Source organism: Bifidobacterium saguinibicoloris, assembly GCF_019331725.1.
In the GTDB taxonomy this organism is placed as follows: Bacteria; Actinomycetota; Actinomycetes; order Actinomycetales; family Bifidobacteriaceae; genus Bifidobacterium; species Bifidobacterium saguinibicoloris.
Genome location: NZ_JAHBBF010000010.1, coordinates 55,072 through 79,456 on the forward strand (window position 1 = coordinate 55,072; position 24,385 = coordinate 79,456).

Sequence of the window (24,385 nt, forward strand, 5' to 3'; positions counted from 1 at the left end):
GCCGAGGGGGCGTGCGGGCGTGCGGCAGCGGGTGTTCCGGCCGGCGCTCGCAGGCGTACGAGGTGTGGCACGACGCGTCTCACGGCGCGTTCAGCTTATGGACATCGTCCATGGGTGCGAAGGGCGCGCGGGTAACGTGTCGTGCCATGACTGATAACGCAACGAAGAAGTACAAGATCGCCGTCATCCCCGGCGACGGCATCGGCAAGGAAGTGACCCCCTGGGCGCAGAAGGCCCTCGAAAAGGCCGCCGAAGGCGTGGCCGAATTCGAATACGAGCACTTCGACCTCGGCGCGGAACGCTACCTGCGCGACGGTGCCATCCTGCCCGAAGAGGAAGAGGAACGCATCAAGGCCAACGACGCCATCCTGCTCGGCGCCGTCGGCGATCCGCGCATCAAGGCCGGCATCCTCGAACGCGGCCTGCTCCTGAAGCTCCGCTTCGACCTCGACCAGTTCGTCAACCTGCGCCCGTCCAAGCTGTACAAGGGCGTCACCTCGCCGCTCGCCAACCCCGGCGACATCGACTTCGTGGTGGTGCGCGAAGGCACCGAAGGCCTCTACTGCGGCGCCGGCGGCGCGGTCCGCCGCGGCACCCCCAACGAGGTCGCCACCGAAGTGTCCATCAACACCGCGTACGGCGTGGAACGCGTGGTGCGCTACGCGTTCAAGCTCGCCATGAAGCGCCGCAAGCACGTCACGCTCGTCCACAAGAAGAACGTGCTCGTCAACGCCGGCGACATGTGGCAGCGCATCGTCGACAAGGTCGGCGAGGAGTACCCCGAGGTCTCGCACGACTACCTCCACATCGACGCCACCACCATCTTCCTCGTGTCCGACCCGTCCCGCTTCGACGTGATTCTCACCGACAACCTCTTCGGCGACATCATCACCGACGAGGCCGGCGCCGTGGTGGGCGGCGTGGGCTACTCCGCGTCCGGCTGCATCAACGCCACCGACGAATACCCGTCCATGTTCGAGCCGATTCACGGCTCCGCGCCGGATATCGCCGGCCAGAACAAGGCCAACCCCACCGCCGCGATCCTCTCCGCCGCCATGCTGCTCGAGCACCTCGGCTTCGACGAGGCCGCCAAGCGCATCCATGCCGCGGTCGAAGCGGACATCGAGGAGCTCGGCTCCACCGTCCGCACCACCGACCAGGTGGGTCAGGACATCCTCGACCGCATGTGATTCGGCTCGTGTGATGCGGCCGGGCCGGGCTTGTTCGGCCGGTCTCGGTCGGTTCGGCCGGTCCGGCTTCCGAGACGCCTCGTCATCCTCGTGATGGCGAGGCGTCTCGCGTATCTGCGACCGGTTTGTTTCGCTAATGGGGGTATCTGCGAAGCAGTCTGGTGGGACCGTGACGGCTTGTTTCGCTGAGGGCGCGGAGGCGGTTGTTATGGTGACGGTATGACTGTGGATATGACTGCGGATACGACCATGGATGTGCCCATGAACGAGGCGCGCGGGGAATACGAGGTGCGCGGGGAGTATAAGGTGCCCGGCGGCAAGCTGGTCGCGGTGACCGTCCGCTTCGACGGTGGGGGAGCGGTGACGTCGTGCCGTCTCGACGGCGACTTCTTCGTGGAGGCGACGTCCGACGCCGCTGCGGACGCGATGATGCGCGACGTCGAACGCGCGTTGGCGTCCGGCGGCTCGGTGGAGGCCGCCATCGCTCGCCATCCGGACGCGACGTTCGTCGGCGCGGACGCACAGGCGATACGGGAGGCCTTCTCCCGTGCGACGGACCGACGTCGCAGCGGACGACGCGAGACGACGACCGAAGCCGACGGGACGTCGGAAGCCTGCGCCTCGGCGGAAGGGCGTACCGCCGTCGGCGACGCGGAGGACGCGGACTTCGCCGCGCGGTGGGCGCGGCTGTGGCCGCAGCTGGCGGTTGTGCACGACGTGCCGCGGTCGCCCGCGGAACAGATGCGCGTCGACGAGGCATGGGCGCGCGACGTCGCCGCCGGACGACGTCCCCCCACCCTGCGCGTATGGGAATGGGCCGGACCGTGCGTCGTCGTCGGACGGTTCCAATCCGTTCCGGACGAAGTGCACGAGGACGTGGCCCGCGCGGAAGGATTCGACGTGGTGCGTCGCTGCACGGGCGGCGGCGCCATGTTCATCGAACCGGACAACACCATCACCTATTCGCTGTATGCGCCGCTGTGGTTCGTGGACGGCATCGACGTGGCCGCCTCCTACCGGCTGTGCGACCGGTGGCTGGTCGGCGCCCTGCGCGGGCTGGGACTGGACGTGCGGTTCGCCGGACTCAACGACATCGCCTCGCAGTACGGCAAGATCGGCGGGGCAGCGCAGCGCAGGTTCCCGGCTCCCCCGGCCGCCGCGCCTCCGATCGCCGTGCCCGCGGCCGCCGCGCTCGCGGAACCGGAGACGTCCGACGATGCCGTAGGGCGGCGCGGACCCGGGGCGGTGCTGCACCACGTGACCATGGCGTACGACATCGACGCCGTCAGGATGGCGCGGGTGCTGAACACCAGCCGCGAGAAGATGAGCGACAAGGCGGTCAGGTCGGCCGTCAAACGCGTCGACCCGCTCAGAAGCCAGACCGGCATGGGGCGGGACGAGGTGATCGGGCATCTGCTGGCATATGCGCGGGAGCGGGTTCTCGGCTAGAAGGACGGGAGTGGCCTGACGAAACGCGTCCGTACGATTGCCGACCGTACGGATACACCGTCGTCGCCGGTCCCGTCGTCCCTGTTCCCGAGGTCGTGCGTCTGTGGAAAACGGACGATGCGCGGCGCTGCGCGGCGGAGCGCGGTGATGCGTCGGGCTCCCGGACGATGCATGACGGGCCGATGACGGTGCGGTACAATGATGCGGAAACCGGCCGGCGAATCCGATGAGGGAATGGTGATGCGAGGTGGCGCTCAAGCCCAATGCGATGCCTGAACAGGAGAACGTCCTGCTGCATACGGCACTGTTCAAACAGGTGTCGCCTGAACAGGCGGAGGAGCTCATTCCGCATCTCAACCAGGCCGTGTACGACAAGGGCGAGGCCATCTTCGAACAGGGCGGCACCGACCACCGCATGTACCTGCTGGAACGTGGCAGGGTCAAGCTCATCCGCGAATCCGCCGACAGGCGCGTGCAGCTGCTGTCCATCCACGCCCCCGGCGAGGTGCTCGGCGAGATTCCGGTCTTCGATCCCCACGGCGGCCCGCGCACCGCGTCCGCGCTGGCCATGAACCATGGCACGCGCGTGGTGTGGCTCGAGCACGACGCGCTGTTCCATTGGCTCGACCAGCATCCGCGCGTGGCCATCGACATGCTCCAGGTCATGGCCGGACGCATGCGCGCCAACAACGAGTACATCTCTGACCTCGTGTTCATGGACGTGCCGGCGCGTCTCGCCAAGACCCTGCTCAACCTCGCCTCGCGGTTCGGTGAACCGGTGGAGGCCGGGCTCAAGGTGCCGCACGACCTCACTCAGGAGGAGATGGCGCAGCTGGTGGGCTCCAGCCGCGAGACCGTGAACAAGGCGCTCATGGACTTCGCCAACCGCGGATGGATCGCGCGCGAGGGACGCTCCATCATCATCTACCAGCCCGGCATGCTCATCCGCCGTTCGCGCAGGTAGACGCCCGCGGCCGCTCGCTCCCGCCGCCGCCCGTTTCCACGGCCTGCACGGAGCCGCGTCCAGCGGACGTGGAGGTTCCTTGGAGCGGCCTCGCCGCCCGTATGCAGCGGGAGCCGTGGTGAGTGGGGTTACTGTGAATGATTGTGGTGTGCGGCGCAAGGGCGCTTGCACGGTAGACCCGCCCACTTAGAATGGGCCGCATGCCCAAAAAGAAGTCCTTTACCGCTCGACGTGTGTTCACTCTCCTGCTGGCGTACATCATGCTGTGCGTGGGTGGCGGCGCAGTGGTCTCCCTGATGTTCCTGCCAGCCGTGTTCGGTGCCAACTCGGTGGCCAAGGCCGTGGTCCCGTCCCTGAAGGTCGAAGGCGTCGACTTCGATGTGACGGCCATGCCGCAGAAGTCCGTGATGTACGCATCCGACGGCACCACCAAGATCGCCGATTTCTACGCCGACAACCGTACCGTCGTCCCGCTGAAGAACATCTCCAAGGCCATGCAGCGCGCCGTGGTGGCGCGTGAGGACCGCCGATTCTTCCAGCATCACGGCGTCGACGTGCAGGGCGTCATGCGAGCCTTCTTCCAGACGTTCGTCAAGAAGGGTGATACGCAGGGCGGCTCCACCCTCACCCAGCAGTACGTGAAGAACGTGCTCGCCATGCAGGCGCGCGAGGACGACGACCCGATCGCCGAATACCACGCCACCGAACAGACCATCGCCCGCAAGGTGCGCGAGATGCTCATCGCCGTGCAGATGGAGAAGCAGTACACCAAGTGGGAGATCCTGCAGGGATACCTCAACATCGCCCAGTTCGGCAACCACAACCTCTACGGCGTGGAGACCGCGGCGAAACGATACTTCAACACGTCCGCCAAGGACCTCACCGTGATCCAGGCCGCCACCATCGCGGCCATCACGAAGAACCCGGCCAAGTACGACCCCACGTCCGAAGGCAACCTCAAGGCTTCGGAGGAGCAGCGCAACATCGTCCTCAAGCTCATGCTCGACCAGGACTACATCTCCCAGGCCGAGTACGACAAGGACGTGAAGATCCCGCTCAAGGACACGCTCAACGTGCAGAGCATCGACTCCGGCTGCCAGGTGGCCGGCGATGCCGCGTTCTTCTGCGACTACGTGACCCGCCAGATCCTCAAGAACAAGGAGTTCGGCGCCACCGAGGAGGAGCGCAGCAAGCTCCTCAAGGAGGGCGGCCTGACCATCGTCACCACCATGGACGTCAACGCGAACTCCATCGCCATGCAGACGGCCCGCAACACCATCCCGCCCGACGACCCCACCGGCTTCGAGGTGACGATGGCCGTGATCAGACCCGGCACCGGCGAAGTGCTCGGCTTCGGCCTCAACCGCACCTATGACGCCACCGACCGCGCGAAGACCGATTCCACCCGAACGGCCGTGAACTACGCCGTCGACCAGGTCGACGGCGGCGGATGGGGCTTCAACGTGGGTTCCACCTGGAAGCCCATCAACCTGGTGGCGTGGATGCAGCAGGGCAAGTCCATCAACCAGGCGCTGAGCACCTCCACCAACGTGAGCACGCGCGGCTTCAGCTGCAACGGCATCCGATTCACCACCAACTGGCACGTGGAGAACTCCGGCGGCGGCACCGTGAGCAGCGAGACCCCGCTGCAGGGCCTCATCAAGTCCCACAACACCACGCAGGCCGCCATGGCCTCCCAGATCACGCTGTGCCCCATCGCGGACGCGGCCAAGGCCATGGGCTACCACAACTCCATCAAGGGGCATGAGGACATCTACGACTCCAACTCCTTCCAGCCCCCGATGGTCATCGGCACCGTGCAGGCGTCCCCGCTGACCATGGCCAACGTGTACGCCACCATCGCCGCCAACGGCGTGGAATGCACCCCGATCGCCATCACCAAGATGACCGACCGTTCCGGCAAGGAATACAAGGTGCCGTCTGCCAACTGCCATCAGGCCATCGACTCCGGTGTGGCCCAGACCGCCGCGTACGCGCTCAACCAGGGCGTCGTCACCAAGGGCGGCAACGCGGAGCTCGCCCAGTTGGACGACAACCGCAAGACCTTCGCCAAGACCGGTACGAACGAGAAGACGTACATGCTCACCGGCGGATTCATCCCGCAGGTCAGCGCCTACGTGGCCGTCGGCAACGCGGAGGAGCAGCAGTCGTTCAGCTACAAGACCATCAACGGCGTCTATCACTCCACCTGGTACGGCATGTACATCGCCGAGCCCGCGTGGCGCGAGTTCATGCAGAACTACGTGAACGCCGCCGGCATCCCCATCAACAACGACTACGGCAACCCGGATTCCCGGTTCATGACCGCCAGCTACAGTTCGTCCGGTTCCGGCCGACGATACAGCAGCAGCGGCACCAGCGGCGGTACGACCAGTGGAACGACCGGAGGAACCACCGGCGGCACGACCAGCGGTACGACCGGAGGCACCGGCACGACCGACGGCACCACCGGACAGTGATCCGTCCGATTCGCCCGATCGGCCCGTCCGAGGCACTGTGACGTCCCCGTGACGTCCGATGCATGACGATGCGAACGCCCACCCCGACGGGGTGGGCGTTCGTCGTATCCGCAAGCCGCGTTGCCGGCGTTCCGTCCGCCGGCGTTCCGTCCGTCGGCCCTCCGTCGGCGTTCCGTCGACGGGTGGGCATTCCCGACGAAACCATCGCCGCCTTTCGGCCGCACTACAATGGGGACCGACAAGCATCCGACGCGTCGCATCGTGCCGGCACACGTCAATCGCGTCGCCCCTTGCGCGGCGACGGACGGACCGGACGGCGACGCATCGGGCGGACATGACATCGAACGAAGGGGACCGCACATGGCGCAAGCCGACATCGAACAGACCAACGGGGACACCGGATCCGCCCCCATCGAAACGCCCAAGGGCTTCGACTTCCGCGGGCTCGACGTGCCGAATCTCGCCGGAGCCGCCGCCGCGGCCGGCGACGGGACGGGCAAGGGCAAGGCAGGAAAGGCCGGGAAGACCGGCAAACCCGGCAAGGGCGGCAAGAACGGCAAGGCGAAGAACAAGTCGGACAAGCAGGCGAAGGGCGCCGACGTGAACGCCGCCGAAACCGGCGAGGGCAAGACGCGCGGGGGAACGGGGCTCTTCGAGCCCATCACCCTGCGCGGGCTCACCATCCGCAACCGCATCTGGCTGCCGCCGATGGACACCTACTCGGCGTTCGCCCGCGACGGCCGCCCCACGCCGTTCCACTACCAGCACTACGTGTCCCGCGCGCTCGGCGGCTTCGGCATGATCATCGCCGAAGCCACCGCCGTGGCGCCCGAAGGACGCATCTCCCCCTGCGACGTGGGCCTGTGGGCCGACTGGCAGATCGACTCCTGGCGTTGGATCGTCGAGGACATCAAGCAGGCCGGCGCCGTGCCCGCCATCCAGCTCAACCACGCCGGACGCAAGGGTTCCTCCGGCTGCTTCGCCGTCGGATACGAAGGCGAGACTGTGCCCGAAAGCGCGGGTGGATGGCAGACCGTCGCCCCCAGCCCCATCCCGTTCGGCGGGTATGACACGCCGCGCGCCCTGACCGTCGACGAGATCCACGGACTCGTCGGAGCGTTCGCCGCCGCGGCGGGCCGCGCCGTGGCTGCCGGCTTCCAGGCCATCGAGATCCACGCCGCGCACGGATACCTCATCTCCCAGTTCCTCGACCCGCTGAGCAACGAACGCGAGGACGAATACGGCAACGGCTTCGAAGGCCGCATCCACTTCCTGCTCGAGGTGACCGACGCCATCCGCGGCGTCATCCCGGACGACATGCCGCTGCTCGTGCGCGTCTCCGCCACCGACTGGGCCGCCGGCGGCTGGGACCTCGACCAGACCGTCGCCCTCGCGAAGATCCTCAAGGAGCACGGCGTGGACCTGGTGGACGTGTCCACCGGCGGCATCGTCTCCGGCGTGACCATCCCCGCCAAGCCCGACTATCAGGTGCCGTTCTCCGCGCAGGTGCGCAAGCGCGCCGACGTGCCGGTCACGGCCGTGGGGCTCATCACCAAGACCAAGCAGGCGCAGAAGATCCTCGCCAAGGGCAAGGCCGACGCGGTGGAGATTGGCCGCGCCGCGCTGCGCGACCCGTACTGGCCGCTGCGCGCCGCCGCCAAGCTCGGCGTGCCCGTGGAGGACGCGCCCTACCCGCCGCAGTACGTGCGCGGCGCGTTCTGAGACGTGCGTCGGTGACGTGCGCGTTTCGAGGTGAGCGGCGTCGTGCGCGGGTGTCGCCGGTCGCGGACGGTTTCTCCGTGACCGGTGACATCGACGGCGAATGGTGAGACAATGGGACGCATGAGTTACGTTTCCGACAGCTTCTGGCATGACGCGGTCAACAAGGCGACCTGCGACCTCTTCACCTTCGGCTACAAGCACATCATCAAACCCAACTTCGTGTTCAACGTGCCCCCGGACGAGGCGCACGACCGCATGATCGAATTCTGCCGGGTGGTCCGTCACGTGCCGCCGCTGCTGTGGGCGGAGCGCACCATGCTCGACTACACGGACCCGATCCTCGAGACGAACGTGATGGGCGTCGACTTTGCCAACCCGTTCGGCCTGTCCGCCGGACTGGACAAGAACTGCGAGATGGCGACGGTGCTCGACAACGCCGGATTCGGCTTCGAGACCGTCGGCTCCACCACGTCCCGCCCGTGCGCCGGCAACGCCAAGCCCTGGTTCCACAGGCTCCCCGAATACGATTCGATGATGGTGCACGTGGGACTCGCGAACATCGGCTCCGACAAGGTCATCGAACGCGCCGAGGAGGCGTGGACGCACGGACACGGCATGCAGGTGTCCGTTTCGATCGCCCGCACGAACGACGACCGGTGCGGCGACCTCGACGAAGGCATCGAGGACTACTGCATCTCCATGCGTCGGGCCGCCGGACGCACCGCCATGATCGAGGTCAACGTGTCCTGCCCGAACACGCACGCGGGTGAGCCGTTCACCGCCTCGCCCGAAGCGCTCGACCGCCTGTTCACCGCGCTCGACGGCATCGACCGCCCGCAGCCCACGCTCGTCAAGCTGCCGCTCAACAAGCCGTGGGAGGAGTTCCGCGACCTGCTTGCGGTGCTCGCGGAACACAACGTGCAGGGCGTGAGCCTCGCGAACCTCAACAAGGACCGCACCGGCCTGCAGATCCCGCGCGAATGGGAGGGTGGCCTGTCCGGCGGACCGTGCACCGTGGCCAGCGAGGAGCTGGTGGCGCGCACGTACCGCGAGTTCGGCGACCGGTTCGCCATCGCCGGCATCGGCGGCGTGTTCACGCCGGAGCAGGCGTACCGCAAGATCCGCGCCGGCGCCAGCCTGGTGATGTTCATCTCCTCGCTCATGTACCGCGGCCCCCAGCAGATCACGGTGCTCAAGCGCGGTCTGGCCGAGCTGCTGCGCCGCGACGGGTTCGCGTCCGTCTCCGAGGCGGTCGGCGTCGACGCCTGAGAGGGGTGCGTCGGGGCCGGGCCCGGTTCCGTGTGGTCCGGTTGCGTGTGGTCCGGTTGCGTCCGATTCTTAAGGAACGGGCGTCTGAAGGTCCGGTGGGAGGTTCCTTGCGTCCGATTCTGTAGGAACGGATGCTGCGGGGTCTGCGTCGGGTCCGGTTCCGTCCGATTCTTAAGAATCGGACGTTTGGGTGTGCACCGGTGATGTGCTTTTTTGTTCGCTAACGTTTTCAAAATCGAAAATATGCGACGCGAAACGCACAAGTCGGTTTGGTATATGGAAGTTTGTGTGCGATAATGTTCGTATGATATCGTCACAACGTCAACACCTGATACTGAGCAGGCTTCGCACCAGAGGTGCCGTGCGAATCACGGCCCTCAGCAAGGAGCTCGGCGTCTCCGCGATGACCATTCGCCGCGATATCGCCGAACTCGCCGACAAAGGCCTTCTGAAGCGCGTGCACGGCGGCGCCGTCACCACCAGCACGCTGTTGAGCGAACCGTTGTTCTCTGTAAAGTCGCAGATGGACATCGGGCTCAAGGACGCCATCGCCCAGGAGGCCGTCAAATACGTGGCCCCCGGCGACGTCATCGCCATCGGCGGCGGCACCACGGCCTACGTGTTCGCGCAACACCTGCTGGAAAGCCAGCAGGCCAGCGGCATCACCATCCTCACCAACTCGATCCCCGTGGCCGAACTCGTCCAGGCGCTCGAATCGAAGGATGTGGAGGTCATCGTCACCGGAGGTGTGATCACCCGATCCAATTCGCTGGTCGGGCCGATCGCCGACAAGGTCATCGCCTCTCTGCGCGTCAACACCGTCTTCCTCGGCACGCACTCCGTGTCGATTCCCCGCGGCTTCCTCATGCCCAATTCGCTCGAGGCCGCAACCGACATGGCGATGATGGACATCGCCGATCGGACCATCATTTTGACCGACCACACCAAGTGGAGCTGCACATCGCTGTCGTTGTTCGCGCGGTTCGACCAGGTGGACACGGTCATCACCGACGACGGGCTCGATCACGATACCGCCGCCAAAACGAAGGAACTGGTCAACGAGCTCGTCCTGGCCGAACAGACCGAGCCCGAACAGGAAAGTGAACAGGAGTAACCATGACCGATTTCGCAGCCTACGAGCCCGGCGAATACGCGAAGGAGCACATCCGCATCACGCCGACGACCCTCGCCGACGGACGCGACTTCTTCTACCTTGACGACGACCCGGAGTACGTCTCCGGCAAGAAGACCCGCGAGCTCAAGGACCCGCGCAACCTGCCGTACCGCTTTGCCAACCAGCTGAACGCCGCCGGCGAGGAGGTGCCGTACGCGGCCCCCGAGATGCGCCGCGACCCGCTCACCGGCGACTGGATCCCGATGGCCACCGCGCGCATGAACCGCCCGATCACCGCCGGCCCCGGCGCCACCGCCAAGGGCAACCCGCTGGCCGCCCGCAAGCCCGGCGACCCGTACCAGGACGGCGAGGTCCCGGACACCGACTACAACGTCGTCGTCTTCGAGAACCGCTTCCCCTCAATGGTGCGCGTGCCCGGCCGCTCCGAGGACGTCACCTACGTGGACGGCAACCCGCTGTGGGAGAAGAAGATGGCCGCCGGCCGCTGCGAGGTCATCTGCTTCGACCCCGATGAGCACGGTCTGCCGGCCGACCTGCCGGTGAGCCGCCTGCGCACCGTCGTCGAGGCCTGGGCGTTCCGCACCGCCGAGATCTCCAAGATGGACGGCATCGAGCAGATCTTCCCGTTCGAGAACCACGGCCAGGAGATCGGCGTCTCCCTCGCCCACCCGCACGGCCAGGTCTACTGCTACCCGTTCATCGCCCCGAAGATGGAGAAGGAGCTCCAGCACACCGAGGCCTATCATGAGAAGACCGGCGGCAACCTGCTCAAGGACCTCATGAACGCCGAGCTCGAAGCCAAGGAGCGCGTCGTGCTGCGCAACCACAGCTGGGTCGCCTACGTGCCGGCCGCCGCCCGCTGGCCCCTCGAGGTCCACGTGGCCCCGGTGCGCGACGTCCTCACCATCGACCAGCTCAACGACCAGGAGCGCTGGGACCTCGCCTCGATGTACTCGCACCTGCTCAAGCGCGGCAACGCGTTCTTCGACAAGGGCGACGGCAAGGGCATGGACCTGCCGTACATCGCCGCCTGGCACCAGGCCCCGATCCACGACCCGCGCCGCGAGAACTACCGTCTGAACCTCCAGTTCTTCAGCTTCCGCCGCGCCGCCAACAAGATCAAGTACCTCGCCGGCTCCGAATCCGGCATGGCCGCCTGGATCTCCGACACCACGCCGGAACTCATCGCCAAGCGCTTCCACGAGCTCGGCGACGTGGACATCGCCGACTGACCTGCACATATACGCACGCAACGCGGTCCCATCCCGCCCATCCCCGTCGTCCGACGGCACGGACGGGGAGGGACCGCGCCCACCAACCATCCGCAACGAAAGAACGAGAACACCAATGACTGCTGTTGAATTCATCGAACCGCTGACCCACGAGGAAGGCGTCTCCCAGGCGACCAAGCTCTTCGTCGACACCTACGGCGCCGCGCCCGAAGGCGTGTGGGCCGCCCCCGGCCGCGTCAACCTCATCGGCGAGCACACCGACTACAACGCCGGCCTGTGCCTGCCGATCGCGCTGCCGCACCGCACGTTCATCGCGCTCAAGCCGCGCGAGGACACCAAGGCGCGCGTCGTCTCCGACGTCGCCCCGGACAAGGTCGCCGAAGCCGATCTCGACGGACTCAAGGCCCGCGGCGTGGACGGCTGGTCCGCCTACCCGGTGGGCGTCGCCTGGGCGCTGCGCGAGGCTGGCTTCAAGGTCAAGGGCTTCGACGCCGCGTTCGTCTCCTGCGTGCCGCTCGGCTCCGGTCTGAGCTCCTCCGCCGCGATGACCTGCTCCACCGCCCTGGCGCTGGATGACGTGTACGGCCTCGGCTACGGCGATTCCGACGCCGGCCGCGTCACCCTCATCAACGCCGCCATCAAGTCCGAGAACGAGATGGCCGGCGCCTCCACTGGCGGTCTCGACCAGAACGCCTCCATGCGCTGCACCGAAGGCCACGCGCTGCTGCTCGACTGCCGCCCGGAGCTCACCCCGCTCGAGAACGTCTCCCAGCAGGAGTTCGACCTCGACAAGTACGGCCTCGAGCTGCTCGTCGTCGACACCCAGGCCCCGCACCAGCTCAACGACGGCCAGTACGCCCAGCGCCGCGCCACCTGCGAGGAGGCCGCCAAGGTCCTCGGCGTCGCCAACCTGCGCGTCGCCGCCGACGGCATCGCCAAGGCCGACGACCAGTTCCAGGCCCTCAAGGAGACGCTCGACGCCCTGCCCGACGAGACGATGAAGAAGCGCGTGCGCCACGTCGTCACCGAGATCGAGCGTGTCCGCTCCTTCGTGCGCGCCTTCGCCAAGGGCGACATCGAATCCGCCGGTCGCCTGTTCAACGCCTCCCACGACTCCCTCGCCGCCGACTACGAAGTCACCGTGCCCGAGCTCGACGTGGCCGTGGACGTGGCCCGCCACAACGGCGCCTACGGCGCCCGCATGACTGGCGGCGGCTTCGGCGGCTCCATCATCGCGCTCGTCGACAAGGGCCGCTCCCAGGAGGTCGCCCAGAAGATCGCCGACGAGTTCGAGAACCGCGGCTTCCACGCGCCTCGCGCCCTCGCGGCCTATGCGGCCCCGTCGGCATCACGCGAGGCGTGATGCCCTTCGTGGACATCGGGGATGTCCACTCACCTCGCCTACGGAGAGTCCACTGGACTCTCCGTGTGGCGGCTCGGCCCGCGAGGCGTGACCTTCACGGCGACGAACCGCGACACGCCCGGCGGACTTACGAAGCATCCGTGAATCCGCTACGGTGAGGTCTTGATTTGATAACCGCATGCCCCTGGCGCATTCTCAGCCAGTGGGCATGCGGTTTTTCGTTGCCGTCGGGACCCGGACGTTAGGGGTTTTCGACGCGAAGCCGATGACGCCGCATGCCACGCCTTCCGGAGGATTCCCGGAAACGATCCGTGGCGGGCAAAGCCATGGCCGCGTCGCCCGACGACGACGGGAGTCGAGTATCAAGAGAGGCCTCACGTTGTCCGAAACGCAGACAACCAACAATCAGCACACCGATCGGCGCGCCGCCGACACCACCAAACCGCATTTCGACGACCTCGCCTACGAGGTCGCCACCCCCACGAACGATGACGCCGGACGCGACTCCGGTCGCTTCGCGCATCCGCACCGCGTGATGCTTGGCCTGTACCTCGCCGTGTTCCTCGGCATGCTGTCCGAAACGTCGATGAACATCGCCCTGCCCGACCTGATGGACGAGTTCTCCGTCTCCTCCGGCACCGTGCAGTGGATGGTCGTCGGCTACATGCTCGCCATCGGCGTCGTCCTGCCGTGCGTCGGGTTCCTGCTCAAGTGGGTCAAGGCGAAGACGCTCGTCATCTTCGCGCTCGTCTGCTTCCTTGCCGGCGCGCTTGTGTGCACGTTCGCGACCGCGTTCCCCGTGCTGCTCGCCGGCCGCATCGTGCAGGGCGTCAGCACCGGCATCGTCCTGCCCACCATGTTCGCGTCGATCATGCGCGTGTTCCCGCCGGTCAAGATCGGCGCGGCCAACGGCGTGGCCGGTCTGGTGATCATGTTCGCGCCGGTCGTCGGCCCGACCATCGCCGGCGCGCTCATCGGCGCCGTCTCCTGGCGTGCGATCTTCGCCCTGTTCGCGCTGATCGCCGCTGTCGCGCTCGTGCTCACCGCGCTGTTCTTCGTGACCCCGATCGAACGCACGCGTCCGGCGGTCGACGTCATCTCCATCATCACTTCCGCAATCGGTTTCGGCTGCCTCGTCGCCGGCGTGAGCCTCGTCGCCGACATGGGCTTCTCCCCGGCCGTCATCGGCCTGCTGGTCGTCGGCATCGTGGTGCTCGCGTTCTATGCGCGCCGCCAGCTCACCATCGCCGATCCGCTGCTCGACCTGCGCGCGCTCGGCGTGGCCGCGTTCCGCACCCCGGCCATCATGGTCTCCTGCTCGTTCGCCTGCACGCTCGCGTTCATGTACCTCGTGCCGCAGGAACTCCAGCGCGGCCTTGGCCTGAGCTCCACCGTCGCGGGCATGCTCATGCTGCCCGGCGGCATCGTCAACGCGGTGTGCACGCTGGTCGCCGGCCGCCTGTTCGACCGTCACGGCGCCCGTCGTCTCGTGTGGAGCGGCGTGGTGATGGCCGTGATCGGCGGCGCGCTGTTCTATGCGATCGGCGTCGGCGCCCCGATCGCGCTGTTCCTCGCCGCGCACATCATCGTGATGATCGGCATTCCGTTCATCCAGCAGTCCACGCAGTCCGCCGCGCTCAAGGCGCTGCCCGGCCGCATGGCCGCCGACGGCAGCACCATCCTCAACACGATGCAGCAGGTGTGCGGCGCCATCTCCACCGCCGTCGCCACCTGCCTGCTGGGCCTCGGGCAGACGCACTACGCGGCTGCCGGCGGCTCGAACCCGGCGCAGGGCTTCGTGGACGGCTCGCGCTACGGCTACCTGTTCGGTCTCGCTCTGGTCGTGGTCGTGCTCGCGTTCTCGTTCGCACTGCGGGAGCGTCATGACGCGCCGAAGCTTGTGCCGGTCGAAACGGGCGTCGAACGCGCCGAGAAGGAGAACCTCGCGGCGTGAACCCCACGGTCGGACGACGTGACGTACGTGACGTACGTGCCGTCCGGACACGACACGGTCGGATGACGCGACGTCCTGACCGACGTCGCATGACATCGGATGACGTAACGTGACGTCGCAGGCCGCGGGCTTGGACGTTACGACGCATCGCAACGGGTGTCTTCCTATACTGGAAGACACCCGTTTCTCGTCTTCCCCAATCTCAGGAGCTTCATGAACAAGGCAATCATCACCGTCGTCGGACACGACACCGTCGGCATCATCGCACGCGTCTGCACCTACCTGTCCAACCACAACGTCAACGTGCTCGACATCTCCCAGACCATCATCGACGGCTTCTTCAACATGATGATGATCGTCGACTACTCCAACTCCGACAAGGAATTCAGCGCCATGGTCGGCAACCTCGAGGACCTCGGCGACGACATCGGCGTACGCATCCGCTGCCAGCGCGAGGAGATCTTCACCAAGATGCATAGGATTTGAGTCGGCCCGCTCGGCAGGCCGACTCACGCGAGGAGGTGGAAAGCCCGGTGGGCTTTCCACCGACGGAGCCATCCTTATAATCGAACTTTCCAGAAAGACAACACCATGCTGAATATCATGGAGGTCCACGAGACCAATCAGATGATCGAGCAGGAGAAGCTCGACGTGCGCACCATCACGATGGGCATCTCGCTGCTCGACTGCGCCACCGACGACGTCGACGAGACCTGCGACAACATCTACCGCAAGATCACCACCTACGCGAAGGACCTCGTCTCCACCGGCGAGGACATCGAACGCGACTACGGCATCCCGATCGTCAACAAGCGCATCACCGTCACCCCGATCTCGCTGGTAGGCGCCAGCTGCTGCAAGACCACCGGCGACTTCGTCAAGATCGCCCACGCGCTCGACCGTGCGGCCAAGGAGGTCGGCGTCAACCTCATCGGCGGCTACTCCGCGCTCGTCTCCAAGGCCATGACCCCGGCCGAGGAGCTGCTCATCAGGTCGCTGCCGCAGGCGCTGAGCGAAACCGAGGTCGTCTGCTCGTCCGTCAACGTTGGCTCCACGAAGACCGGCATCGACATGAACGCCGTCGAACTGCTCGGCCACATCGTCAAGGACATCGCGCATGCCACGGCCGACAACGATTCCTACGGCTGCGTGAAATTCGTGGCGTTCTGCAACGTGCCCGACGACAACCCGTTCATGGCCGGCGGCTTCCACGGCGTCACCGAAGGCGACGCGGTCATCAACGTCGGCGTCTCCGGCCCGGGCGTCGTCTCCCGCGCGCTCGACGCGGCAAAAGGCAAGGACTTCGAATTCCTGTGCGAGACCATCAAGCGCACCGCGTTCAAGATCACGCGCGTGGGGCAATTGGTCGCGCAGGAGGCCTCGCGCCGCCTCGGCGTGCCGTTCGGCATCATCGACCTGTCGCTGGCGCCGACCCCGGCCGTGGGTGATTCGGTCGGCGAAGTGCTGGAGAAGATCGGCCTCGAACAGGTCGGCGCGCCCGGCACCACCGCGGCGCTCGCCATGCTCAACGACCAGGTCAAGAAGGGCGGCATCATGGCGTCCTCCTACGTGGGCGGCCTCTCCGGCGCGTTCATCCCCGTCTCCGAGGACAAGAACATGATCGACGCCGCGGCCTCAGGGTGCCTCACCATCGAGAAGCTCGAGGCGATGACCTGCGTGTGCTCGGTGGGTCTCGACATGATCGCCATCCCCGGTGACACGTCCGCCGCCACGATCTCCGGCATCATCGCCGACGAGGCGGCCATCGGCATGGTCAACCAGAAGACCACTGCCGTGCGCGTCATCCCGGTGGAAGGCAAGGGCGTGGGCGAGATGGCCAACTTCGGCGGTCTCATGGGCTACGCGCCCATCATCCCGGTGAACCAGACCTCGTGCGAGGCGTTCGTCACGCGCGGCGGCCGCATCCCCGCTCCGATCCACTCGTTCAAGAACTGATTTCCGGGGCCGGCTCATTCGGTTGCCGATTGCACGGCGACCGGATGAGCCGGCCCCGTCGTATTCATGCGTGTTCTATGCGCCATTCGATGGCCATCCGCGCTACGAGGGGTGCATTTCGGATGCTCCGGACATCCATCTCTCCTACGAGGGGTGCCCTTTCCTCGGACCGTGACCCGAAACGGGACCAACCTCATTGGAATCACGCCGTTCGGAGCGGTTGCATACCCGGCGGGCCACCCCTCGTAGTCAGGGTAGAGCTTCGCGAACGTCGAAATACGCCCCTGATAGCGCGGATAGGCGTTCTTGGCGGTCACGCGACTGCCGATGGAAGCCCGAATCGTCCGGTCGTCACGGAATCGGTCGCATCGGGCAGAGCATGGCCTATGCTCGGTTGTCGGTCGCGGCCCGTGAGGGTGCCGCGTACGAGCACGCAATCGAGACGAATGAGAAATCGACGGTGAAGCATATGAACGAAACCGAAACCACACCGGATACGACCCCGGAGGCCTCCGGTAACCCGGAGGACAAGGTCGAGAAGATGTTCGAATACGGCTACCGCAAGTCGAACTACGGGCCGGACGAACTCGTCACCGACGCGCACGGCAACCCGATCTCGGTGGTCGACGCGATGCTCTCCGCCGAGAAGGCCGCGGAGACCGAGACCGTCACCCCGCACCTGTGCTACTACAGCCCGCGCATCCCCGGCAACACCGGCTCCGCGATCCGCCTGTGCGCGGTGACCGGTACCATCCTGCATCTCGTGGAGCCGCTCGGCTTCAACCTGCGCGACACGAAGCTGCGCCGCGCCGGCCTCGACTACCACGACATGGCCCACGTGGTGCTGCACCCGAACTTCGAGAACCTCGTCGAATCTATGCCGAACTCGCGCATCATCGCGTTCACCGCGCACGCCACGAAGCTGTACACGGACATCGAATACAGGCCGACCGACATCCTGCTGTTCGGACCCGAACCGGGCAACATTCCCGATCCGATGGACATCATGGCCGGTCCGCACGTGGCCGAACAGGTCCGTCTGCCTATGCGTCCGAGCCTGCGCTCGCTGAACCTCACCAACTGCGCGTCCATCGCCATCTACGAGGCGTGGCGCCAGCTGAACTTCGCCGGCGGACGCTGAAGCCTGCGGCCGGCGAGCCTGCAGTCAGCGAGACTGCGTCCGGCGATCCGACGGCCGGTGAACCTGCGGGTTGGATGGTTTCGTGGCTGATGGCCTGTGGCGGGTACGGCCGGTGCCTCAGCGTACGTTGGCGACGGTGTTATTCGTCGTCGCCGTCGGCGGCGTACGCTGAATCCCGCCGAGTGTACGTTGGTGACGGTGATGGTGGATAATGCCGTGCGGAACGTGCTGTTGGAACGTGCTGTCGGTGGAACGTGCTGTTGGAACGTGCTGTCGGTGGAACGTGCTGCGGATGGAAGGTCTCTGTCCGATTTCCGCCCGGTTCCGTCCGGCGGCGGGCCCGTAGTTCTGTCCGATTTCCGCCCGGTTTCGTCCGATGGTGCCATCCAGGATCCGGGGACTTTCCACTTGACGACGACTGACTCCGGTGGTTGCACCGTCGGCGTCGTCAGCCCACTGCTCACCGGCGATACGGGTCGTCGGCCGTGAGTTGGGGCACGCCGCTATCCCTGAGCATCATGAACAGGCGGTTCGAGATGAAGGCGTCCTCGTAGGTGCAGTGCAGAATCGTTGTGACTCCGGCCGCGCGTAGCGTCCGATCCCGTTCGTCCCTCTCGTTGAACAACTGCCTGGCGGTTCTGCCATGCGTCATGGAAGGGTCCTCGTATTTGGCCATGCCGTCGTATTCCAATACGATGATCCGGCCGTCGTACAAGCGCCATACGAAATCCGCGCGGAAGCGGCGGACCGGATATGCAGGATCGCGGAATTCGACCTGAAGCTGCGGTACGGCGAATCCGTTGTCGATGATGATCGCTCGGACCATCGATTCCCCGCCGTTTTCGCTTTCGGCGGTGGCGTGACGCAGCAGTGTCTGTATCGGAGTGCCGTCCTCGTGCATGCCTTTGCACGCTTTCCTCACCGTGTCCATGTCCAGGCCTTTCCTCGCCGCGGAATCGAACAGCGGCAATGCGAAACGGAACGGCAGACTCAATCCGCAGTCGATCAGAGTCCGGGTGGCGTTGGTCACTCTGATGCCGTTGACGCGTTCCGATTCGATTGATGGAACGTAGAGACGACGAACTTGGTATGGGGCTTCCTTCGTCTCGTCGTGGCCGCGTCCGTCCAATCGGGGAGACACCCGGTATCCGTTTACCGGCATCCGGCGGGACAGTTCGGCTTTGGACGTGATAAGCCGGCCTTCGTTGTTCGCGAGGTAGACGCATCGGTCGTGGATATTCCATGAATGGTCGAAGCCGTGGGCATCGGCCGCGGTCATTGCGGCGAATATCCATCGTGGATGCAGTCGAGCCAATCCGCGGGCCACATGGAGCGAACGTTGGCATGTATTCATCGTCCGCCAATATTCGGGCGGCACGTAGAGATTCTGGTAGGGGGAAATCAGTTCGCCACGGTCGGCGCGACGTTTCAGCGCCCGACGGAGGGCGTCCTCGTCTCCGAACGCGCAGCGTTGTTCCCGCATCGCCTGTTCGAGGCAGGAGTTGACGGCTTTGTGCTGCTTCATCACTCTACGGTAGATGGTGTTCAGGTGATTATGCAATATGACGATTGTGGATGACACGCCGAGGGAACGTGGCATTGTGGATAACCTCGGCATTCCAGGGTGTGGATGTGTCGGTTTGGTCTGATTGGTCCGGTTCGTTCGGTTGGTCCGTTCGAATCGGTCTGGCCTGATTCGTTCGGTCGGCCTGATTCGTTCGGTCGGTTCTGTTGGTCTAGGTGATCTATTTGATTCGGACTGGTGGAATCGTCGGTCTGGTCGGTTCGGTCGGTCTGGTCGTCTGGTTGGTCTGGTTGTCCTGTGGGTGTGTATGTCGCCGATTCGGCCATGGGTGACTGATTGTGCCGTACGTTGGTGACGGTGTGATTCGTCGTCGCCGTCGGCGGCGTACGCTGAGGTTTGTTCAGTGTACGTTGGCGACGGTGGGTATGGGGAAAGCCGTCGGGAACGTACGGTGACGTTTGAGATGGGCGGCGAGGACGGGGCCGTTGGGGGAGTGTGACATGGACGTCCGGATAGTGACTCTCGGAATCCAAGTCGTCGCCGTCACAGCACCGGCGAGCCGCACTGCGGGCAGAATCTCGCCGGCCGATTGCCGAGTGCGGCGCCGCACCGGGCGCAGAATCTCGACGTCGACGGGGATATCGGAGATACCGGAGATACCGGAGATACCTGCATCGGCGTGGACGATGCGGTGGCCGGTGATGCGGTGGCCGGTGACGCGGTGCCCGTAGCCGTCGGCATAGGCGGCATGGACGGTGCCGGAGGCACCGGCATCGGCACAGGCACGGTCCGTCTGGCTGCGGCTGCGGTTTCGGCTGAGGTTTCGGATGCGCTCACCGGCATGGGTACGGGCAAGGGTTCCGGAACCGGTGTCGGCACCGGTTCCGGAACCGGCGGCATGTCGGCGTGCGGCGGTTCCGACGTCTCCGTTTTGCCATGTCCGCTCCCATACCTGCGACGGCGTATCACCATGATCACCGTGACCACGATGGCCGCGATCACGGCGAGTGCCACCGCCGCCACCATGACGATGTCCCACACGCCCATGCCGCGCAGCCATCGCCAGAGGAAGAAGCCGGAACCGCCCGTGCCGGTGCCGGTGTCATAGACCCGCCATGTGGTGGTGCCGGCCTTGTCATCCGATGCCGCGACGACGAACACGCCTGCCTTGGCGCTCCATTTCATGGAATCGCCTTTGCCTTCTCCCCATTCCGAGGGCAGATCCATCTTGGTGGAGGACAACGTGCCGTCGGCGAGATTGATCGTCGAAAGGAACGTGCCTTGGAGCGGCGAACTGCCGGATCCTCCCTGGTACCGGAACACATAGGCCCCGTCGTGCGAGAAGCCCAGGAACACGCCTGAATACTTCAGATATTCGTCGTCGCCGGGGTGATAGGAAGGTACGGTACCGTGCCGGATCGCCTTGCCGGTCGTCACGTCGACGAGCGTCCACTGCGAACCCGATACAGGACCGGAGCCGGTGCCGGTGCTTCCGGAGGGACCGTATCCCTTGGAGTAGGCCAGCACATACGATGAAGGGCCGAACGGGTCCGTCTCGGCGAAGGCCGTTCCCTTGACGAGCGGCGTCACCTTCGCATCGTCCAGTCCCAGACGGTAGATTTTCTGGTTCAGCACCTTGCCGCTGCCGTTGCGGTCCCTGACCAGATAGGTGATGAACATCGCCTTGTCGCCTTCAGTCATGTTCGCATGCGGCGCTCCGACCACCATGTCGTGCAGGTCGAATCCTTCGGGGGCCGTGATGACTTTGGAATCCGTCTGTTTGCCGGTGGAGGAATTATAGGTGCGCAGCGTGTATTCGGTCTTCGCGCCCTTCATCTCCTTCGCGACGACGAACAGCCGTGACAGGTCGCTGCCGGGGCGGATCGTCGAATCCGTAGGCAGGTCGAGGGTGACGAGGTGCTGCTTGGACACGTCGTAGACGGCGTAGCTGCTGCCGTTGTCGTCGTCCTTCCTGAGCAGCACGCGGTCGCGTGTCGCGGTATCGACCTTGTATGCGGTCATATCGCCGGACAGCTTCGTGACGTGTTTCGTGGAGGCGTCCATCCGGTTGAGTGTGTGCGTGCCGGCGTCGATGAAGAACGCCGCCGAGGAGTCCCTGGCGATGACGCCTTCGCCGCCGATTGGTGTGGTCTTGAGATTGGGGAGCGACACCAGATACCAGGATTGCGCATCCGAGTCGATGCGTTCCGCGATGGCGAGGGAACCGTCCTGCGAGACCTCCATCACGTTCATCGCGCCCTGCATGACCGCGCTACCCGACTGCACCGGTGTGGGAGGTGCGCCGGCCGCCAGGGCTTGGACCGGTGATGCCGCCATGCCGTACAGCAGCATTGCCAGCAGGATGAGGATCGCCGTGCGGCGGGCGGGTCGGGTAAGCCGTCGGATCGTTCCGCCGTGATGCGTCCCTTGGGATGACGTTGCCGTCGCCATGGAGTCGGCGCAGGTGCGTGCGTCGTCGGGCATGCCGTCGAGGTTCGTGTCGGCCATGCGCGCGTTGCCTGTGATATGCGCGATTCCAGCCGATTCGACGGTATGTGTTGTCCGCTTGTTCATCGGGCCTTCTTCATTGCGTTTCGTTGTGTCTCGCCCTGCCTCACCGCAGCGGCCGTCCGCATCTGGGGCAGAGCGGCGAGACGACGCCGGTCCACGTCATGCGGCAGTACGGACAGAACCGCGTCGGGCCGGGTTGCGCCGGCGTGGGTCGTCCTTGCGCCGGGGGCTGCAGTGGAATGGATTGTCCCGGGATAGGTTGCGTCGGGCCGGGTTGCGTCGGCATGGCCTGTGTCGGGCCGGGTTGCGTCGGCATGGCCTGTGTCGGGCCGGGTTGCGTCGGCATGGCCTGTGTCGGGCCGGGTTGCGTCGGCATGGCCTGCGTCGGGCCGGGTTGCGTTGGTGTGGGGCGTCCTTGCGTCGGGCCGGCCTGCGCCGGCTGACGGTTGCCGTATCCAGTAGGCGCATACGGACTCATAGCTTGCGACCCGGGGGCGTTTGGACGAGCGGCCTGTCCGATCGGGCCGTAGACCGGTGACGGTCCGGCGACCCCCTGTCCCGCGTACCGCGGCGGTGCCGCGGGAGCGGCCGGCACACCCGGTACGGCTCCCGGCACGCTGGGCGCACCGGGCGCGCCGGGTACGCCGGGGCCACCCGTCGCAATGGGGCCACCCGGTATGGCCGGCGCCGTGTTCGCCCACCCGCGCCGCCGGGCGACGAACACGCCCACCAGCACCACGGCCACCGCGAGCGCCACGCCGCCGGAGGCCACGCCTATCCACATCCACGGTTTCCAGCCATGCGACGAGCCGTCCGAGCCGTCCGCGGCATTCCCGCCGGCCCGGCCTTTGCCGTCCTTGCCGCTGGCGCCGTCACCAGTACCGTCCTTCGCCGCGCCCGGCGTTCCGCGTTCGAGATCGTAGACCAGCACCTGCTTGCCGTTCCCGTCCGGCACGGCGAACCGGGAGCCGTCCCACGAAGCCGTGGCATGGCTGCTGCCGTACGATCCCGACACGGATTGCGGGATGGTCATCGGCTCCACCTTCCGCCCGTTCGTCACGTCGTAGGCGTACAGAGTGGTCGACCGTCCGGTGGCCGCCTCGTAGTAGATGACCGACCCATCCATGCTGCCGTTCGGCGCGGTGCCGTCCGAGGTGGTGAATGCGGTGGCCTTGCCCAACTTCGGCTCGCCCTTCCCGGAGACGCCGGTGATCGGGGCGACGCTCAGCGTTCCGCTGCGTGAGCTTTCCGGTTCGTTCAGCGTGGCGTACCAATCGTCGCCGTGAAGGAAGACGAACACGAGTTGTGCGTCGCCGGTGTCCGTGTGGTCCACGGAGCCGTCGTCCATGTGCACCCGGTAGAGGTTCGGTTCGCTCCAGTTGTAGGCCCAGACCGTGGAGCCGTGGTCGTCGGCCGGGCGCAGCGCCGGTGGATACGAGGGGTCGGTGCCGGCGGGGACCTTGGCTGTGCCGGTCACCTTGAACGTGGTGGCGTCCACGCGTCTGATGGTGCCGTCCGTGCCCGCCACGAAGTAGCATGATCCGTCCTTGGGCGCCACGACGAGCGGGCTGTGCGTCTCGTGCGTGACGTCGAAACTGCCGGTCTCCTTGCCGTTGGACGTGTCGAAAATGTGCACGGTCGAATGGTCCCCGGTGCGGCCGTCGTTTTCGTTCTCGACGGCGATGATGCGCGTGCCGTCATGGGTGAGCTGCCAGTTGCCCACCTTGCCCAGCTTCACGATGGCGACCGTCTTGAGCGTCTTCGCGTCCGTCACGGTGAGGGTGACGTCGCCGTCGTCGCCGGGGTTCTCGAGGAGAAGCCGTTTGCCGACTTCGTCCGTGACCGCGTATTTCGCGTCCGGCAGGGTGTCCTGCTCCTTGCCGGTCTTCGCGTCGATGACGTGCAGCGTGTCGCTGATGTCCGTGACGTACAGGCGTGTGCCGTCCGGTGAGAAGGTGACGTCGAGCGGTGATTGGTCGAGTGTGATGCGTTGCGGATCCGTGGAGAACCGCGACTGTCCGTCCGCCCCGGCTTTCGCCGGCGTCGCCCGGTGTGCGCCGTCGCTTGTGCGTTCGATGGCCGACGCCGTGCGCGGCGCGCCGGGTGCGGTGACGCCGACCGGCGCGAGGGCGAGACAGGCAAGCATGCCGATGGTCCCGATGCAGGCCACGAGCGTGAGTGCGGCGGCGCGGATCGTCGTCACGGCGGCCGATCCGCGTGGTGCGGTCAGCTCGTGCGCGCTGCGTGCGGCCGTTCCGTGCGTGTGGTGCGTATGGTACGTGTGCCATGCCCGATTCATCAGACGTTCCCCCTTACGGCGCGTGCCGTTGCGCCATATGGCCAAGTCTACGCCCATACGGCCTTCGGACCTCGGATGGAGCCGGGTCGTGGCGTATGCTGGACGGTACAGGGGCATGCGGTGTGGCCTGCCTGGGGAAGCGAGGGAGACGGATATGGATGGGGTGCATATGGAACGGCCGTGCGGCCGTATGGC

Annotated in this window: 16 protein-coding genes; 13 read left to right on the plus strand and 3 right to left on the minus strand. The window is 66.0% G+C overall.

Annotated elements, in window-relative coordinates; translation table 11 throughout:
• Positions 1–146 precede the first annotated feature (146 nt).
• From KIH78_RS07455 to KIH78_RS07515, 13 genes are all read left to right on the plus strand, one after another.
• Positions 147–1,190 carry a 3-isopropylmalate dehydrogenase gene (locus KIH78_RS07455; protein WP_214312178.1) on the plus strand — a complete coding sequence of 348 codons (1,044 nt, stop codon included), beginning with the start codon at positions 147–149 and terminating at the stop codon, positions 1,188–1,190.
• 261 nt (positions 1,191–1,451) lie between these two features.
• Positions 1,452–2,639: a lipoate--protein ligase family protein gene (locus tag KIH78_RS07460; protein ID WP_219131875.1), complete on the plus strand. Its 1,188-nt coding sequence runs from the start codon at positions 1,452–1,454 to the stop codon at positions 2,637–2,639.
• A 268-nt stretch (positions 2,640–2,907) separates the two neighbouring features.
• Positions 2,908–3,603, plus strand: a complete 696-nt coding sequence (locus KIH78_RS07465) for a Crp/Fnr family transcriptional regulator (RefSeq protein WP_236034510.1) — start codon at positions 2,908–2,910, stop codon at positions 3,601–3,603.
• 200 nt (positions 3,604–3,803) lie between these two features.
• On the plus strand, positions 3,804–6,083 hold the full coding sequence (locus KIH78_RS07470; RefSeq protein WP_214312193.1) for a transglycosylase domain-containing protein: 2,280 nt from the start codon (positions 3,804–3,806) through the stop codon (positions 6,081–6,083).
• Between the two features lie 360 nt (positions 6,084–6,443).
• Positions 6,444–7,805 carry an NADH:flavin oxidoreductase/NADH oxidase gene (locus tag KIH78_RS07475; RefSeq protein WP_219131849.1) on the plus strand — a complete coding sequence of 454 codons (1,362 nt, stop codon included), beginning with the start codon at positions 6,444–6,446 and terminating at the stop codon, positions 7,803–7,805.
• A 120-nt stretch (positions 7,806–7,925) separates the two neighbouring features.
• The gene (locus tag KIH78_RS07480; protein WP_214312195.1) at positions 7,926–9,074 is read left to right on the plus strand and encodes a quinone-dependent dihydroorotate dehydrogenase; all 1,149 of its coding nucleotides are present in this window, start codon (positions 7,926–7,928) and stop codon (positions 9,072–9,074) included.
• Positions 9,075–9,378: 304 nt separating this feature from the next.
• Positions 9,379–10,188 (plus strand): DeoR/GlpR family DNA-binding transcription regulator, encoded by an 810-nt coding sequence (locus KIH78_RS07485; protein WP_214312203.1) that lies wholly within the window; start codon positions 9,379–9,381, stop codon positions 10,186–10,188.
• 2 nt (positions 10,189–10,190) lie between these two features.
• Complete coding sequence (gene galT / locus KIH78_RS07490) at positions 10,191–11,441, plus strand: galactose-1-phosphate uridylyltransferase (RefSeq protein WP_219131850.1); 1,251 nt, start codon at positions 10,191–10,193, stop codon at positions 11,439–11,441.
• A gap of 115 nt (positions 11,442–11,556) precedes the next feature.
• On the plus strand, positions 11,557–12,804 hold the full coding sequence (gene galK, locus KIH78_RS07495) for a galactokinase (protein WP_219131851.1): 1,248 nt from the start codon (positions 11,557–11,559) through the stop codon (positions 12,802–12,804).
• A 379-nt stretch (positions 12,805–13,183) separates the two neighbouring features.
• Positions 13,184–14,758, plus strand: coding sequence for a DHA2 family efflux MFS transporter permease subunit (locus tag KIH78_RS07500; protein ID WP_236034503.1), 1,575 nt, complete (start codon positions 13,184–13,186; stop codon positions 14,756–14,758).
• Between the two features lie 213 nt (positions 14,759–14,971).
• Entirely contained in the window at positions 14,972–15,244 is a 273-nt protein-coding gene (locus KIH78_RS07505) for an ACT domain-containing protein (RefSeq protein ID WP_214312216.1), read from the plus strand.
• A 105-nt stretch (positions 15,245–15,349) separates the two neighbouring features.
• Entirely contained in the window at positions 15,350–16,714 is a 1,365-nt protein-coding gene (locus KIH78_RS07510; protein WP_219131852.1) for a PFL family protein, read from the plus strand.
• Positions 16,715–17,183: 469 nt separating this feature from the next.
• The gene (locus KIH78_RS07515) at positions 17,184–17,855 is read left to right on the plus strand and encodes a tRNA (cytidine(34)-2'-O)-methyltransferase (protein WP_219131853.1); all 672 of its coding nucleotides are present in this window, start codon (positions 17,184–17,186) and stop codon (positions 17,853–17,855) included.
• 460 nt (positions 17,856–18,315) lie between these two features.
• Here KIH78_RS07515 and KIH78_RS07520 read toward each other — a convergent pair whose 3' ends face one another.
• The 3 genes from KIH78_RS07520 to KIH78_RS07530 form a co-directional block, all read right to left on the minus strand.
• On the minus strand, positions 18,316–19,455 hold the full coding sequence (locus KIH78_RS07520) for a hypothetical protein (RefSeq protein WP_219131854.1): 1,140 nt from the start codon (positions 19,453–19,455) through the stop codon (positions 18,316–18,318).
• A gap of 468 nt (positions 19,456–19,923) precedes the next feature.
• Entirely contained in the window at positions 19,924–21,888 is a 1,965-nt protein-coding gene (locus tag KIH78_RS07525) for a zinc ribbon domain-containing protein (RefSeq protein ID WP_219131855.1), read from the minus strand.
• Between the two features lie 106 nt (positions 21,889–21,994).
• Positions 21,995–24,247: a WD40 repeat domain-containing protein gene (locus tag KIH78_RS07530; RefSeq protein WP_219131856.1), complete on the minus strand. Its 2,253-nt coding sequence runs from the start codon at positions 24,245–24,247 to the stop codon at positions 21,995–21,997.
• Between the last annotated feature and the right edge of the window lie 138 nt (positions 24,248–24,385).